The organism is Corynebacterium pacaense (assembly GCF_900169525.1).
GTDB classification, from domain to species: domain Bacteria; phylum Actinomycetota; class Actinomycetes; order Mycobacteriales; family Mycobacteriaceae; genus Corynebacterium; species Corynebacterium pacaense.
Genome location: NZ_LT821239.1, coordinates 232,115 through 247,322 on the forward strand (window position 1 = coordinate 232,115; position 15,208 = coordinate 247,322).

At 65.3% G+C, this 15,208-nt stretch carries 13 protein-coding genes; 4 read left to right on the plus strand and 9 right to left on the minus strand.

Annotated features, from left to right (window positions below; all coding sequences use genetic code 11):
* Position 1 precedes the first annotated feature (1 nt).
* From cysT to B7E02_RS01305, 3 genes are read left to right on the plus strand one after another with little or no spacing between them, the layout of a single operon-like run.
* Positions 2–838 (plus strand): sulfate ABC transporter permease subunit CysT, encoded by an 837-nt coding sequence (gene cysT, locus B7E02_RS01295; RefSeq protein ID WP_080792133.1) that lies wholly within the window; start codon positions 2–4, stop codon positions 836–838.
* Positions 838–1,650, plus strand: coding sequence for a sulfate ABC transporter permease (locus B7E02_RS01300; RefSeq protein WP_080792136.1), 813 nt, complete (start codon positions 838–840; stop codon positions 1,648–1,650). The genes cysT and B7E02_RS01300 overlap by 1 nt, the downstream gene beginning before the upstream one ends.
* Positions 1,651–1,667: 17 nt before the next feature.
* Complete coding sequence (locus B7E02_RS01305; RefSeq protein ID WP_080792140.1) at positions 1,668–2,690, plus strand: sulfate/molybdate ABC transporter ATP-binding protein; 1,023 nt, start codon at positions 1,668–1,670, stop codon at positions 2,688–2,690.
* Between the two features lie 165 nt (positions 2,691–2,855).
* Here the strand turns inward: B7E02_RS01305 and B7E02_RS01310 are convergent, their stop codons facing one another.
* From B7E02_RS01310 to B7E02_RS01350, 9 genes are all read right to left on the minus strand, one after another.
* A complete protein-coding gene (locus B7E02_RS01310; protein ID WP_080792143.1) occupies positions 2,856–3,140 on the minus strand; it encodes a DUF1540 domain-containing protein in 285 nt (94 codons plus the stop codon).
* Positions 3,141–3,356: 216 nt separating this feature from the next.
* Positions 3,357–5,264, minus strand: a complete 1,908-nt coding sequence (locus B7E02_RS01315; RefSeq protein ID WP_080792148.1) for an FAD/NAD(P)-binding protein — start codon at positions 5,262–5,264, stop codon at positions 3,357–3,359.
* The gene (locus B7E02_RS01320; RefSeq protein WP_080792150.1) at positions 5,261–6,244 is read right to left on the minus strand and encodes an LLM class flavin-dependent oxidoreductase; all 984 of its coding nucleotides are present in this window, start codon (positions 6,242–6,244) and stop codon (positions 5,261–5,263) included. The genes B7E02_RS01315 and B7E02_RS01320 overlap by 4 nt, the downstream gene beginning before the upstream one ends.
* Positions 6,241–7,584: an NtaA/DmoA family FMN-dependent monooxygenase gene (locus B7E02_RS01325; RefSeq protein WP_080792153.1), complete on the minus strand. Its 1,344-nt coding sequence runs from the start codon at positions 7,582–7,584 to the stop codon at positions 6,241–6,243. The genes B7E02_RS01320 and B7E02_RS01325 overlap by 4 nt, the downstream gene beginning before the upstream one ends.
* A 112-nt stretch (positions 7,585–7,696) precedes the next feature.
* Positions 7,697–9,316: an ABC transporter substrate-binding protein gene (locus B7E02_RS01330; RefSeq protein WP_080792156.1), complete on the minus strand. Its 1,620-nt coding sequence runs from the start codon at positions 9,314–9,316 to the stop codon at positions 7,697–7,699.
* 28 nt (positions 9,317–9,344) lie between these two features.
* Positions 9,345–11,012 (minus strand): dipeptide ABC transporter ATP-binding protein, encoded by a 1,668-nt coding sequence (locus B7E02_RS01335; protein ID WP_218672365.1) that lies wholly within the window; start codon positions 11,010–11,012, stop codon positions 9,345–9,347.
* Positions 11,009–11,791 carry an ABC transporter permease gene (locus B7E02_RS01340; RefSeq protein WP_425429781.1) on the minus strand — a complete coding sequence of 261 codons (783 nt, stop codon included), beginning with the start codon at positions 11,789–11,791 and terminating at the stop codon, positions 11,009–11,011. Before B7E02_RS01340 ends, B7E02_RS01335 begins: the two co-directional genes overlap by 4 nt.
* 130 nt (positions 11,792–11,921) lie before the next feature.
* Positions 11,922–13,025, minus strand: a complete 1,104-nt coding sequence (locus B7E02_RS01345; RefSeq protein WP_080792165.1) for an ABC transporter permease — start codon at positions 13,023–13,025, stop codon at positions 11,922–11,924.
* Positions 13,018–14,049, minus strand: a complete 1,032-nt coding sequence (locus B7E02_RS01350) for an LLM class flavin-dependent oxidoreductase (protein WP_080792167.1) — start codon at positions 14,047–14,049, stop codon at positions 13,018–13,020. The genes B7E02_RS01345 and B7E02_RS01350 overlap by 8 nt, the downstream gene beginning before the upstream one ends.
* A gap of 306 nt (positions 14,050–14,355) precedes the next feature.
* Here B7E02_RS01350 and B7E02_RS01355 point away from each other — a divergent pair, with 306 nt between their 5' ends.
* Positions 14,356–15,153: a DUF1684 domain-containing protein gene (locus B7E02_RS01355; RefSeq protein WP_179129624.1), complete on the plus strand. Its 798-nt coding sequence runs from the start codon at positions 14,356–14,358 to the stop codon at positions 15,151–15,153.
* The last annotated feature ends 55 nt before the right edge of the window (positions 15,154–15,208 follow it).

Here is a 15,208-nt window from a genome sequence, read left to right on the forward strand (position 1 = left end):
GATGAGTACCTCAACTCTCTCCCGCCCCGCTCCGCGCGAGATCGCGGCCGCCGGGGGCGTCGGACGCCTCGGCGTGGGCGTCGTCACGCTGTGGTTGTCCGTCATCGTCCTGCTGCCACTGGCGGCGCTGACCACGGAGGCCTTCTCGGCCGGCGGAATCGGCGGCTTCATCGATGCGGTCACCGCACCGGGTGCCGTCGACGCCCTGCGCATCACGGTCGGCGTCTCCCTGGTCGTCGCCCTGATCAACGTCGTATTCGGAACCCTGATCGCCTGGGTGCTCGTCCGTGACAACTTCCCGGGCAAAGGCTTCATCAACGCCCTGATCGACCTCCCCTTCGCCCTGCCGACCATCGTCGCCTCGCTGGTGCTGCTCTCCCTCTACGGCCCCGACAGTCCGCTGGGCATCACCATCAACGCCACCCAACCGGCCCTGGTGCTGGCACTGACCTTCGTCACCCTGCCCTTCGTGGTCCGCGCGGTCCAACCGGTTCTCATCGAGGTCGACCGTGATGTCGAAGAGGCCGCGGCGAGCCTGGGTGCGAACAACGCCACGATCTTCTTCCGGATCGTTCTTCCCGCATTGCTTCCCGCGCTGCTCTCCGGTGGTGGCCTGGCGTTCGCCCGTGCCATCGGCGAGTACGGCTCCGTGGTTCTGATCGGTGGAAACATCCCTGGTCAGACCCAGGTCGCGTCACAGTACATTCAGGAACAGATCGAATCCGACGTTCCCTCGGCGGCGGCGGCGGTCTCCGTGACGCTGCTTGCCATCACCTTCCTGGTGCTCTTCCTGCTCAGGATCATCTCACACCGCAGCGAATCAAAGGTGGAAAACTAATGAAACTCTCCAGAGGCGCCACCCTCTCCCTGCGCAGCATAGCGCTGGCCTACCTGTTCATCCTGGTCATTATTCCTATCGGCGCCATCCTCTACCGCACATTTGAACACGGCCTTGGCACATTCTGGGAATGGATCACCACTCCCGCCGCCATCGCCGCCCTGCAGGTGTCCCTGATCATCGTGGCCATCACCGTGCCTCTCAATGTGATCTTCGGCATCGTGGTCTCACTCGCCCTGGTCCGCGGCAACTTCCCCGGGAAGGGAATCGTGCAGGCGATCGTGGATCTGCCCTTCGCGGTCTCCCCGGTGATCGTCGGCGTGTCCCTGATCCTGCTGTGGGGCCACGGTGGCTGGTTCTCCGGCGTGGAGAACCTCGGGTTCAAGGTGATCTTCGCACTTCCCGGAATGGTCCTCGCCACCATATTCGTGACCCTTCCCTTCATCGTGCGTGAGGTCGAACCGGTCCTCCGGGAGATCGGCACCGAGCAGGAGCAGGCCGCGGCCACTCTCGGCGCGTCCAACTGGCAGATCTTCTCCCGCATCACCCTCCCGTCGATCCGATGGGGACTGATCTACGGAATCGTGCTCACCGTCGCACGTGCACTCGGTGAGTTCGGCGCGGTGATCATGGTCGCATCGAACTTCGCCGGTGGGGGACAGACACTGACACTGCTGGTTCATTCACGCTACATCGACGACCACAATGAATTCGGCGCCTACGCGGCGGCGACCCTGCTCATGGGTGTGGCCGTGCTCGTGCTCGTGCTCATGACACTCATCCAAAAACGCCACACGGTTAACCCGGTTTAGGGAAAAGGTTTAGAACAATGAAGATCTCCATCCAGAATGTGAACAAGAACTACGGCGATTTCGCCGCCCTCGATGATGTCTCACTCGACATCCGGGAAGGTTCCCTGACCGCGCTCCTCGGCCCCTCGGGCTCCGGAAAGTCCACCCTGCTGCGTTCCATAGCCGGCCTGGACCAGCCCGACACCGGCACCATCATCATCGATGACGCGGATGTCACCAACCTGACCCCGCAGCGTCGCGGTATCGGGTTCGTGTTCCAGCACTATGCCGCCTTCAAGCACCTCACCGTCCGGGAGAACGTGGGCTTCGGGCTGAAGATCCGGAAACGTCCGGCTGCGGAGATCACCGAGAAGGTCGATGAGCTGCTGGAGATCGTTGGTCTCGCCGGCTTCCATGAGCGCTACCCCAGTCAGCTCTCCGGCGGCCAGCGTCAGCGGTTGGCTCTGGCCCGGGCGCTCGCGGTCAATCCCAAGGTGCTGCTACTTGATGAGCCCTTCGGCGCCCTCGACGCCAAGGTCCGCGAGGATCTCCGCTCCTGGCTCAGGCGCCTGCACTCCGAGTTCAACATCACCACCGTCCTGGTCACCCACGATCAGGAGGAGGCCCTCGATGTCGCCGATCAGATCGTGGTCCTCAACAAGGGCCGGATAGAGCAGGTGGGTTCACCCACCGAGCTCTACGACCATCCCGCCAACGACTTCGTCCTCTCCTTCCTCGGCCAGGTCTCCGCACTGGGCGGGAAGGTGGTTCGACCCCACGACATCCGCCTCGGCCGGACCCCGAACCTGGCCGCGCACCATGACGAGGTGGCGGAGACGGAGGTTATCAGCGCCACCGTTGACCGCGTGGTGTTCCTCGGCTTCGAGGTCCGCGTGGAACTCCACGAGACGGAGGCAGGAACCCCCTTCACGGCCGAAATCACCCGCGGAGATGCGCTGGCACTCGGACTGGAACCGGGGGAGCTCATCTACGCCAGGGCGACGCGCCCCGCGGCGCTTGTCGACGCCCAGCCCGACCATACCGCCACCGTCCGCGCATAGGATCACACCACCGATAAGGAGCTCGGCACCACAGGTGGTGCCGAGCTCCTTATCGCATACCCACGACGGAAGAAGGAGTGGTTCCACCGCGAGGACATGCACACGGAAATCCCCCAACGTTGCGCCACTCCAGCCGGAGCGGTGGGACGTTGAAGGATCAGCCGGTTATCGCGCGGTGAAGGTCAGGCATTCAACCCCCGCATCCGAGCGGGCGAACCGGACGCCGGTGGCGGTGCACTCCAGATCCATGTTGTGGGCGCACGAGGCCCGTTGACAGGCACCGACCTGCGCGTTGACCTGGGGCATTCCAGCCTTGATATCGCGCGGGATGTAGGTGCCGCACTCCGAGGCGGTGTTGACGGTTACCGCGTAGGCGCGGCACCCGTCGAGGTTGTAGGCGCAGTCGCTGACGGCGCAAGCGGACACTTTGGGCATGATCGGGGCGGTCATTTTCCTTCTCCTTCTTTTGGGGTCTGACCTCATTCTAAGCCGATCACGCCCGCGAGATAAGGACATGTGACACACTCAATTTTGCTACACTAGCGTCGCAGAAATGGCGCTGACCTGCGTATTCAGGAAGCCCTACCCTAACATGGGCCGCCGTCGGATGACGCGGGGCCGGCGCCGGGACGGCGCGGGAAAGCATGATGTTTCACGTGAAACATCTCAATCTGGATGCCGGCTCGACGTTGCCAGACGGACCCCGGGACCCGGCGTTCCGGCCAGTCCGAGCAGGCGCCGGGCAAGCTGATCCGCCCTCTGGAAGCCCCGGGAGTTGGTGCCGGGCCTGGAGAAGGGGGCTTCACTGCCGCCGCCGGAAACCATGGGCCCGAGAAGATAGCGGGAGGTGTGGACAGTGCCGTCCGCACGCAGCGGCCTGCCCACGGTATCCACCACGAACTTGCCACGCACCGGCCCCCCAGGTGACTCCACCGTGACTTCACCGTCCCCGAGGAGGCGCTGGAGCAGCTCATCGTCAACAGCGGATGCCGCATCATCGGCGAGATAGGCGTCAATGAGGGCCGTTGCGTGGATGACGTCCCCGGGGAGCGCGGGGGAGGAGGCGGTGAACAGACCGTCCTCGATACCGACGCTGAGATCCGGGCCGAGGAAACGGAGCACACCGGCGCGGTGCAGTGCCAGCAACTGCTCGAGGCGAACCGGGGGTGGCCCACTGGCGATATAGGAGAACAGTCGGTGCAGTGAGCGGTCGATGTTCTCGCGAAGATCGATGAGACTGAAGCGCCCCTGCCCGGCCAGTTCATGGACCCGGAAATAGACCCGCAACAGAGTGAAGAACACGGCCTGATCCATGCTGTAGCGCGGATCTGCGGCGCGCTCGATGCGCGAGGAGATCACCGCACCGACACTCTCCTCCAGCGCAGCCCTACCGGAAAACACCAGACCGTCGAGCGGACGGTTGAGCCGATCGAAGCTGAAGCGGTCCGCGGGGTGGGGAACCGCCGCAGCGACGTAATCCGCGATCGATTCGGCACCACCTCCGAGCGGGGCGGGCAGAATCCGATGCAGCTGCGCCGAGAACTCCTCCCACGGAACCCTGATTCGGGACGGATCCGTCCGTGCCAACTGCGAATAGTGGGCGTACTCGAGGTTCCACGTCAACAGCGGCAGCAGGTGCTCATGGTACCCGAGTAGCCCGTCACCGAAGGCGGAAAGCGAATGATCATCGAGGTAGAGCGGAGGATCGGAGAGCACGGGAACCGAATAGGCGATCTTGGGCAGCAGCGGAACACCCCTGCCGGAACCGACCCAGATCTCGGGCTCATCACCGCTTGCCACATACTCCAGCCCCGGTCCGGATCCGATGTAGTATCCACCCCGACCCTCGGTCAGCAGAACCATGGCATCGATGAAGGCGAGGCCGAAGCCGCGCACGATCACCGGCCGGGAGGAGGGCACGACGGAGAGGTCCTGGTCCGCGGTGAAGCCCGGCGGAACATAGGACAGGCCCTCCGTCGCGGCCAGCGAGGCCAGTGCGGAGGACTCCGCGGAGGGAAGGACATCGAGGTGCCCCTGGGCGAGCACCACCTGCGCCGCGGTGACAACGCCACCGTCGGACAAGCGGATCACCTGCTCGGCATCGACATCAATGACCTCGAGCGCACGCGCGGTGAGGATTTGCACGCGGATCGGCTGCGGAAGATGCTCGAGCCGGTTCACCGCCTCGCGGAACGCCCAGTCGAGGTAGAGGGACTGGATCCGTCTGGAAGCGAAGCTCCGTCCGCTGAACCCCTCCAGCTCTGCGCCGAGGCCGGCCCCGAGCACCGTCGTGCGACCCGGACCCAGCACCCATTCCTCGAGTGTCGGCCCGGGGATAACCCGTCCCTCCATCTCCACCGACTCATCGGCGAAGATGGAGACGTCCTGCGCCATCGAGTTCATCCACAGTAGCCCCGACTGCCGCCTGCGCCAGATCCTGCCACTGCCTGCCGGAAAGGGGTCGATCACGTGGATCTCACGCAGGCGCCGATCACTGTCTGCGACACTAGCGGCAAGTCGAAGCAGGATTCCCGTTGTGCGTGGCCCACCGCCCACGAAGGCGATGCTGCTCATGGTGCCGCGAACTGATTGACGGCCTCAGGCAGGCCGAGCCGGGATCGGAGATCGGTGCTTTGGCGGTGTATCCCGTAGCGCCCCGCACTGTCCACGACCTCCGCGACAATTGTGTCCACATCCGTGCGCAGCGCCCCGGGGCGCAGGTGGAGTCCTTCGGTGCCGGCGTCGATAAGCTCCTCCGCGGTGGTCCGCAGCCAGGCCGCGGCACCGGATTCGGGGATCGCTAGACTAGGGATGATCAGGGCGCTCCTGCCCGCCAGCTCCGCGCGGGTGGCGCCGATGGAATCCAGTGCCTCATCGACCGAGGAGGCGGGCAGGATGATCACATCGGCGACGGCCAGCGCCGCGTGCCGGGAATCCGCGTCGGTGACGGTGATGAACACCGGGGGATGCCCCTGCGGGGGACGCGGCACAATCGAGGGCCCCTTGACCGTATAGGGCTGGGCGATACTGTCCGTGAGCACAGCATCGATATAGTGCACCTTCTCCCGGTCGAGGAAGCGACCGCTCCTGGCATCGCGGATCTCCGCATCGTCCTCCCAGGAATCCCAGAGTGCACGGACGAGCCCGGCCACCTGGATGCTCTCTGCCCATGCCAGAGTCGGACTCGCTGCCTCTCGACGCCCGAAGGCCGCCGCCTCCTCCGTCGTCAGGGAGGGCGCCACCGCCCAGCCCGCACGGGCGCGGCCCGAGTAGTCGAGGGTGGCGGTGGCGGTGGCGACATGGAACGGTTCGGTGTGCGTGGTGGTCACGGTGGGCACCAACCCGATCTGACGGGTCCGGGTGGAAATGAAGGATGCGCTGAGCAGCGCATCGAAGGTCGCACCGTGGAAATTATCGTCAAGGGTGACGAAATCGAAGCCACCGGAGTCCAGTGTGCGCGCGGCACCGACCTGGGTTTCCAGAACCTCAGAGACCGGTACCTCAGGGGTCGGATCAAGTGCGACACCGAGGATGAAGGAGGTTGGGGTGCTCATGACAGTGCGCTCACTTTCGAATCGGTGTGCCGGTACCGTGCCCACTGCGCGGCGGGGCGGTGGGGCGGGAGGCCGAGGTTCTCCCGCAGTGTGATGCCCGGGTAGTCGCTGCGGTAGACACCGCGATCCTGCAGTTCCGGAACGACGCGCTCAACAAACTCATCGAGCCCACCCGGGGTGACGGAGGGAACCAGAATGAAACCGTCCGCGGCGCGCTGCTGGACGAACTCACTGAGCTGCCCGGCTACCGCACCATGGGTACCCACGAAACTCGTCCGGGCACTGACCTCGATGACCAGCTCCCTGATGGACAGGTTCCTCTCCTGTGCCAGGCTCCGCCAGTGATCGGCGACAACCCGGGGATCCCTGACGTGGCGCACCCTGCCACGGGTGATGGAGGCGCCGTCGGTGTCCGGCTCCACGGTGGGCAGCGGCCCGTCGGGATCGTAGCCGGTCAGATCCCGGCCCCACACCTGCTCGAGGAAGGCGATCGCACCGGGCCCGCTGACCTGCTGGCGGTGGATCTCCGCGGCCCTTTCGCGCGCATCCGCCTCGGAGTCACCCAGCACCACGGTGACGCCGGGGAAGATCTTCAGATCATCCTCTCCGCGGCCGTAGGCGGCGAGGCGGCGTTTCACATCACGGTAGAAGGCCGTGCCCTCCTCGAGGGAACCGTGTCTGGTGAAGATGACATCGGCGGATCCCGCCGCGAACTCCCTGCCCTGATCCGAATCTCCGGCCTGCAGGACCACGGGATGTCCCTGGGGCGGGGTGGGGACGGGGAAGCGGGTGCCCACCTCGAAGAACGGGGAGATGTGCTCCACGATCTCTGAGGGATCGGCATCCCAGAACCGACGGGAGAGGTGAATGAAATCCTCCGCGCGGTGATAGCGGTCCGCGTACTCGAGATAGCCACCGCGTCGGAAGTTCTCTCCGGTGAAGGCATCGGGAGAGGTGACCACGTTCCACGCGGCCCGCCCCCCGGAGAGATGATCGAGGGTGGCCAACTGTCTGGCGAGCTCGAAGGGTTCGTTGTAGGTGGTGCTCAGGGTGCCAGCCAGACCGATGTTGTCGGTGACACCGGCGAGGGCCGAGAGCACCGCGAGGGTGTTCGGTCGCCCCGCCACGTCCAGATCGAAGATCTTCCCCTTGTGCTCGCGCAGTCGCAGCCCCTCGGCGAGAAAGAAGAAGTCGAAGAACCCCCGCTCGGCGGTTCGTGCCAGATGCTCGAAGGAGGAGAACTCGATATGGCTGCCGGAATCCGGATCGGACCAGATGGTGGTGTTGTTGACACCGGGGAAGTGTGCGGCAAGATGCACCTGCCGGTTGTGCTGAGTCATTGTTGCTCTTCCTTGCTGAATTCTGTGATTTCCTCCAGTGCGTGCAGGTAGCTGACTGCACTCAATCCGCAGAGTGCCCCGAGGAACCGGAAGCACTGGAGCTCGGCGGTGGTCATGAGGTCTTCTGTGCGTCGACAAGCAGATCCAGGCGGGAATCGGCGCCCAGGGCGATGCCCTCGATGTCGTCGGAGACCCCGAAGACCGTGGTCAGCTCGTGGACCGGGATGAAGTATGACTTTGATACGATCTCGCGCTGGATCTCCTCGAGTGCCCTGGTGCGTTCGGACTGGTCACCGATCGCCACCTGCGCGTTGAGTTTCGCTTCCAGGTCCGGATCGGGGATGGGCCAGTTCGAGGCCGATCCGACGTCGGTGAAATCGGCGCGCAGCACGTCCCCGTCGACGCGGGACAGATTGCGCCAGGCGACCTCGTACTCGCCGGAGGCGAGGTTGGACTGGAACTCGGGCACGGTTCCGGAGATCTGCGTGCTTCCGATACCCACCGCACGCAGCTGCTCCTGCAGGAGGGCGATGCTGTCGGGATTGGGACCGAAGTTGTTGATGTAGGTGATCCGGAACTCCAGCCTCTGCCCATCCCTGGTGCGGACACCATCGGGACCCTCAACCCAGCCCGCTTCGTCGAGCAGCCTGCGGGCGGCGTCGGGATCGTGCTTGGCGATGTCGGCGGACACGTCAGCGTAGTCCTTCGTGGTCGAGGACAGCGGGCTGGTGGCCACATTGAACTTGTCGTTGAGCGCTCCATCCCTGATCTCGGTGGCGTCGACGGCCAGGCCGACGGCCTGACGGACCTTCTCATCCTGGATCTCGGGCTGCTTGTAGTTGAAGTAGATACCGAAAACGGTGCCGGGATTGGCACGGGAAACAATGGAATCGCTGGCCTCCACCGAGTCGATGTCGTTGGGGGAGATTCCGCCGGCCACATCGATCTGCCCGCTGCTCAGGCCACCGGTGCGGTTTCCGGATTCGGGAACAATCTTGAACTCGATGGTGTCAAAGTGCGCATCACCGGTGTTCTCGAATGAGGGCGGCGCCCAGCTGTAGCCCTCCCTCCGTTTCAGGCTGACCTGGGAATCCTTGGTGTATCCGGCCAGGGTGAAGGGCCCGGAACCGGCAACGTTGTCCCCTGACGCCCGCTCCGCATAGGGGATCTCGAGGGATTTCTCCGAGACGATGGCCAGTGGCACACCCGCCGCCGAAGTCAGGAAGACCGCATTGGGCTGCGAGAACCGGATCACCACGGTGTGCTCATCCACGGCCTCCGCGCCGGCGTAGTCGCGGAGGTCGGCCACTGAGGATGAGGCGGCACCTGCGGCCTTGATGTCCTCGAAATTGGCCACCACCGTATCGGCGGTCAGTGCGGAACCGTCGGAGAAGGTGACATCATCGCGCAGGGTGAAGGTGAATTCGGTGGCGTTGGGGTTGATCTCCCACCCGGTGGCGAGCCAGGGCTCGAGTTCACCGGTGTCGGCATTGAGGTGAACGAGGGAGTCATAGATCTGGCGGGTAACGTTCCAGGTGTCATTGCCGTTTCCCGTGGCGGAGGGGTTGAACACCAGGGGGTCATTGGCGAGGGCGAAGGTCAGGGTGCCCCCCTGCTCACCACCACCCTCGCCGCCGGCCTGATCACCGGTGGAGGAGGAGCAGGCGGCCAGGGTCAGGGCGGTGGCCAGGGCGGTGGTGGCGAGAATGAGCGAGCGAGAACGGTTCGTCATGGTGATGTTTCCTTGAATGCGATGTGGATCAGATGGCTGTGGACGGGGAAGGAAGCTTCGGGATCGCCTGAAGCAGCTGGCGCGTGTAGGGATTCTGCGGTGCCTCGAAGACCCTGACGGCATCGGCCTCCTCGACGAGATCACCCCGGCGGATGACGCCGACGGTGTGCGCGATATCTCGCACCACCGCGAGGTCGTGGGAGATGAACAGATAGGCGAGTCCGCGCTCACGCTGCAGTTCAACCAGGAGATCGAGGATCTGTGCCTGCACCGTGACGTCGAGCGCGGAGACGGGCTCATCGAGGATGAGCACCTCCGGGTTCAGCGCGAGTGCACGGGCGATGGCGACACGCTGGCGCTGCCCTCCGCTGAGTCCCGCGGGCGTGCGTTCGGCGACGTAGGAGGGCAGCGCAACCTGGTCGAGGAGCTCGTGTGCTCGGCTGTGCCTGCTTGAACGGGTGCCTTCGTGAAAGGCGGAGAGCGGTTCGTGGATGTTTGCCGCGACGCTCATCCTGGGGTTGAGCGAGGCGTAGGGGTTCTGCTGGACAACCTGGATGCGGCGGCGCAGTTCCCGCAGCGCACCACCGCGTACGGTGGTGACATCCTCGCCGTCGATGAGCACCTGCCCGGAGCTGGGTTCCTCGAGGCGGAGGGCGATGCGGCCGAGGGTGGTCTTTCCCGATCCGCTTTCCCCGACCAGTCCGTAGGTGCTTCCGCGATCGATGCTCAGCGAGACATCGTTGAGTGCATTGACCACCTCACCACGGCGTCCGGCCGAGCGCGGCAGCGCGAAGCGCTTGGAGATCCCGCGCAGCTCCAGTGCGGGGGCACCGCTTGCCGACGCCCCGGAGGGCACGGGGGAGGGTCGCGACCGCGGCCCGGCGTCCACGCGGCGGCTGGCGTGCAGGCTCGGGGCATCACTGATCAGCTGTCTGGTGTAGGGATGCTGCGGGGATTCGATGATCTCATCCGGCGCGCCCTCCTCCACGATCCGCCCGCGGTGGAGCACCAGGATGCGGTCCGAACGCTCGGCTGCGACACCGAGATCATGGGTGATAAACAGCGTGGACAGGTTGTTGTCCCTGGTCAACTCATCGAGGTTGTTGAGAATGCGGTGCTGGACCGTGACATCGAGCGCACTGGTCGGCTCGTCGGCGATCAGTAGCGACGGCCCGGCCACGACACCGATCGCAATGAGCACGCGTTGCCTCATGCCGCCGGAAAGCTCATGCGGATACTGACGTGCGCGCAGCTCGGGGCGGTCGATTCCCGCGGCGGCAAGTGCCTCCACCGCCCGCTCCCGCGCCTCCTTCCTCCCGGCCACGCCGTGCAGGCGCAGCACCTCGGCCACCTGATCGCCGATCCGGTGCACCGGGTTGAGCGAGACACTGGGATCCTGGGGCACGAACCCGATGTGCCTGCCACGGTAGCTGTTGAGCAATCGGGGTTTGGCTCCGAGCAGCTCAACCCCGTCGCCGCCGAAGCGGATGTTGCCACCGCCGATGGCGAGGTTCTCCGGTGCAAGTCCGACGATGGTCGAGGCAATGGTGGACTTTCCGGAACCGCTCTCACCGACAAGTGCCAGGCGCTCGCCGCGGTCGACGGTGAAGCTGACGCCTCGGACGGCGTCGACAAGCCCGCCGTGGGTGCGGTAGCTCAGACGAAGATCGGACACGGACAGCAGGGGAGCGGTCACGATGCACCTCCGGAGGTGTTGAGGGCGTTGGACAAACGGTTGACGGAGAGGACCGTCAGGGTGATCACGAGTCCGGGGATGGTGGAGATCCAGCCCTGGGCCGCGAGGTAGTCGCGCCCCTGGGAAACCAGGGCACCCCATTCCGGCGTGGGTGGGGCCGCTCCATAACCGAGGAAGCTCAATGAGGAGATCGCCAGCACCGCCGTGCCGAACTCCAGCACCACCAGCACGATCACGGGGCCGAGCGAGTTCGGCAGCACGTGGCGCCACAGCACCCGCCATCGGGTCGCCCCGGAGGCGACCGCCGCATCGATGTAGAGGTTGGTGCGCACCTTGAGCACCTCCGAACGCATGACGCGGGCGATCGAGGCCACCGCGCCGATACCGACGGCGATGGCGACATTGACCGTGCCGAACCCCAGGGCGACGATCACGGCCAGGGACAGCAGCAGACTCGGGATGGACAAGAGCACATCGGCGAATCTCATGAGCACCGCATCGACCCATCCACCGATGAATCCCGCCGTGGCCCCGAGCGCGCCACCCACGGCGAAACCGAGTCCCACGGCGATGAGCACGGCCTTGACCGTCAGTCCGGTGCCGTGGACCACGCGGGTGAAGATGTCGCGCCCCAGCTGGTCGGTGCCGAACCAGTGCGCGCCCGAGGGCGGCTGCAGCTTGTCGGCCACGGTGCCGCTGATCGGGTCCCCGGAGGTGACCAGCCCCGGTGCGAGGGTCCACACCAGGATCACCGTGAGCCAGGCGAGGGCCAGGATCACCGTCGGCGCCGCGAAGCGGGAACTGCGGAAACGCTGAAGACGGCTGGTGGTGGAGAAGGTGTCCTCATTGGAGCGGTCGTGGGCCGCGCCGTCCGGCTGCTCATTCAACGGGGGCTGAACGAGTATCTGCTCAGACGAAATATTCACTGGTGCTGTCACTGGTCTCATCCTTCCTGTCATCGCCTTGCTGATCATGTGTGCTGTCCGCACCCGCACGGTCCGGGGATGTTCCGGTGCGTACCACCGAATCGAATGTCGAACCGGACACCTTGCGTGCCCCGATGCGCTCACGCTGCCGCGGATCGAACACCGGATAGAGCAGATCGACGATGAGGTTGGTTCCCGAGTACAGAACCGCGCCCACCAGCACAGCACCGAGAACCACCGGGATGTCCTGATTCGACACCGCGGTTGCGATGACCCTTCCCAGACCCGGCCGGGAGAACACTGTTTCAGTGACCACCGTTCCGCTGAGCAACTGACCGACGACGAGGCCGGTGATGGTCAGCGCGGGGAGCAGTGCGTTGCGGGCCGCGTGGTGGATGAGCACGGTGCTTCTCGGCGCGCCCTTGGCGAAGGCGGTATCGGCGTAGGCCTCATGGAAGGAGGTGCTCAGGCTCCTGGTGAACACCTGGGCGATCATGGCGCTGGTGGGCAGCGCCAGGGTCAGCGCCGGCAGAATCAGGCCGGACAGCCCCTCCGCGGAGAAGGCGGGAAACCATTGGAGGCGGAAGGAGAAAACCTGGATGAGGATCAGGCCGAGCCAGAACGCCGGAATGGACACAGCCAGCGATGGCAGCCCGAGAAGAAACTGGCGGATCAGGGGGGTGGTGGAATAGGTCGCGGCGATCGCGATCCCCACGCCGATAACGATGGCGAGGAGGAGACCGAGGGCCCCCAGAATCGCGGTGGGACCCAGCGCGCCGGCGAGGATCCCTCCGACCGCGCCGCCCATCTGCACGGAGAACCCGAGGTCGCCGCGGAGGAGACCGCCCAACGCGTTGAGGTACTGCTGGAAGATCGGCAGATCGAAGCCGTAGCGGGCCGCGAGTTCGGCGCGTTCCGCGGCGGAGACATCCACGGCGTCCGGGCCGAGCAGCAGCGACACGGGGTCGCTGGGCAGTGCGTAGAGGAGAAAGAAGGCTGCGGTGTAGGCCACCCAGGTAACCAGGACGGCCTGCCCGACACGGGCCGCGACGAAACGGGCGACGGAAACGCCCACCGAGCTATCCATGGACGGCCTCCAGCACCTCGGAACTGTCCGCGGTCCAGCCGAGTTCCGGCAGGATCCGCTCGGCGATATCGCCTATGATCTGGGCGTAGTCCTCGGCGGCGAAGGCGTAGGGAAGCGCCACCCGCAGCTCCGTGTGCCCGTCTATCACCGGATCACTGCGCAGCGCTTCGATGATGTCCGCGGAGCTACCGATGAGGTCAGGCTGGATCACGGTGCGGCGCTGCCCCTGTGGTTCGGTGGTGCGCGCGAGCCGGCCACCGGCGAAGTCCCTGTAGTGCGCCTGCTGTTCCGGTGAGGCGGAATCCAGGGGGAGGATGACGCGTTCCACGGCCACCCGCGGGGCGATTGAACCGCGGTACTCCGCCAGGTAGAGATCGATCCGGTCCCTCTGCGATTCCTCGAATCCCTTTTCCCCGACGGCGTTGGTGAGATTGCCCAGCGAGATTCCGAGTCCCTGGCGTGCCGCCCACACCGCGGACCTGTCCGAACCCGCGCCCAGCCACACCTTCTCAATCAGTCCGGGGATGTGGGGGTGGATCGAGGGACGGTGCAGGGTGCCGTAGGGGGTCGGCTGCAGCTGCGTCGACAGCTCCCCGCCCCGCAGCGCCTCCAGAAAGCGCTCGATCAGTTCATAGGGATCGGTGTAGGGGGAGACATCGGTGCGGTTGAGGGAGCCGAGGAGTTCCGCGTGCGGAGCCGAAGTACTGATGCCCACGGTCAACCGGCCACCGGACAGTGCCGCCACGGTGGAGAAATCCTCGGCGAGCCGGAAGGGAACCTCGTAGCCGAGGGGGACAACGTTGGTCTCCAGTTCAATGCGTTCGGTGCGCTGGGTGGCCGCGGCCAGCAGCGTCAACGCCGAGGACGAGCCGTACTCGAGGTGCCGCTGCCGGATCCCCGCCGTTTGAAACCCGAGATCCTCGGCGAGCCGGAATAGCTCCAGGGTCTCATCCAGACCGCGGCGCGGATTCTCCGGCGAGAAGCTGCCTGGGGAGATGATTCCGGCTCGGGCAATGCGTGCCATGGGGGTGCCTCTTTCCTGATCGCTGTAGCTGATATGCACACGATAGACCGATCAGTCTATGAACCCCTATTGTTGAATTCAGTCTGAATGGAAACCGGATTGAGTCCATGGGGAATGATATTTTCCCAGGTAGTTCGGCATGAAACGGGGGAGGTTGGAACCCCTTCCACCGGTGAATACTGAAGCAATCCCTCTGCGTGAAATAAATCCCTTGCCATACTACAGACAGATTGGTCTAGTATGACAGGACACGAGATTCGCAGAAACCAGACCGATGCAGCACCGGCACGAACAGGAGACCACCCCATGAGCACACCCCTGGCCAGGAAGACACACACCACTGAGCCCCTCGACGAGAACGCCTGGCACTCCTGGCACCACCGGCGGGTGGAGCAGGCGTTCCGCGAGGACGCTCCGCCAGCACTGACCGGCACGCACTGGGTCACCGCCACCGACCCAGGTTCTGCGGAGGGCTTCCCCGGCGCGCCGGGGCAGTGGTACAGGACCGGTGACAGCATCATCGGCATCACTCTGGCGCAGCCATACACCACAACCGGCACCATTCAGCTGCACCCGGGGGAGCGGGTCGATGATGGGCGGGTGATCCTCACCGCTATCGGACGGGACGGCGATCTGGCGCTCCGGACCCTCGACAGAAACGCCCCGGCGCGGACGGGATTCCGGACCATCGCCGTCTTTCCGCCGGCGCGCAGGTGGCGGATCTCCGCAACCTTCGAGGAGGAGATCGCCGTAGTCAGCACCACCTCGGCCGATGGGACGGTTCACCCCGCGGAGACCGCGGGGTGGGTGCACTTCCACGTTGATGGACGCGAGCACCGACTGCTTGCCACGGACAACGGAGGCGACCTCAGAGTCGTCTTCTCGGATCTCTCAGTACGGTCCGGGGTGCACCGCTTCCGCCTCCTCGACATTGAACGCCCCAGCTCCGCGGCTGCGGAAACCGTCGTGGACTTCAACCGGGCGTTCCTGCCACCGCTGGCCTTCAGTCCCCACTTCCTCTGCACCTCACCGACCGCGTCGAACCATCTGGAGATCAACATCACCGCCGGTGAGAAGTGGCCCGTGTTCGAATCAGGGAAGTAGTTGCGGGCCGGGTTGCCGGGGATCCCGGCCTTCGCGGCACCCGCCGGTGCACCCA

What these genes read in the sequence shown, in the direction of transcription:
- B7E02_RS01325 (WP_080792153.1), bottom strand. Translation starts at nt 7,584, where the DNA reads ATGACTCAGCACAACCGGCAGGTGCATCTTGCCGCACACTTCCCCGGT.
- B7E02_RS01300 (WP_080792136.1), top strand. Translation starts at nt 838, where the DNA reads ATGAAACTCTCCAGAGGCGCCACCCTCTCCCTGCGCAGCATAGCGCTG.
- B7E02_RS01310 (WP_080792143.1), bottom strand. Translation starts at nt 3,140, where the DNA reads ATGACCGCCCCGATCATGCCCAAAGTGTCCGCTTGCGCCGTCAGCGAC.
- B7E02_RS01315 (WP_080792148.1), bottom strand. Translation starts at nt 5,264, where the DNA reads ATGAGCAGCATCGCCTTCGTGGGCGGTGGGCCACGCACAACGGGAATC.
- B7E02_RS01345 (WP_080792165.1), bottom strand. Translation starts at nt 13,025, where the DNA reads ATGGATAGCTCGGTGGGCGTTTCCGTCGCCCGTTTCGTCGCGGCCCGT.
- B7E02_RS01355 (WP_179129624.1), top strand. Translation starts at nt 14,356, where the DNA reads ATGAGCACACCCCTGGCCAGGAAGACACACACCACTGAGCCCCTCGAC.
- B7E02_RS01330 (WP_080792156.1), bottom strand. Translation starts at nt 9,316, where the DNA reads ATGACGAACCGTTCTCGCTCGCTCATTCTCGCCACCACCGCCCTGGCC.
- B7E02_RS01320 (WP_080792150.1), bottom strand. Translation starts at nt 6,244, where the DNA reads ATGAGCACCCCAACCTCCTTCATCCTCGGTGTCGCACTTGATCCGACC.
- B7E02_RS01305 (WP_080792140.1), top strand. Translation starts at nt 1,668, where the DNA reads ATGAAGATCTCCATCCAGAATGTGAACAAGAACTACGGCGATTTCGCC.
- B7E02_RS01350 (WP_080792167.1), bottom strand. Translation starts at nt 14,049, where the DNA reads ATGGCACGCATTGCCCGAGCCGGAATCATCTCCCCAGGCAGCTTCTCG.
- cysT (WP_080792133.1), top strand. Translation starts at nt 2, where the DNA reads ATGAGTACCTCAACTCTCTCCCGCCCCGCTCCGCGCGAGATCGCGGCC.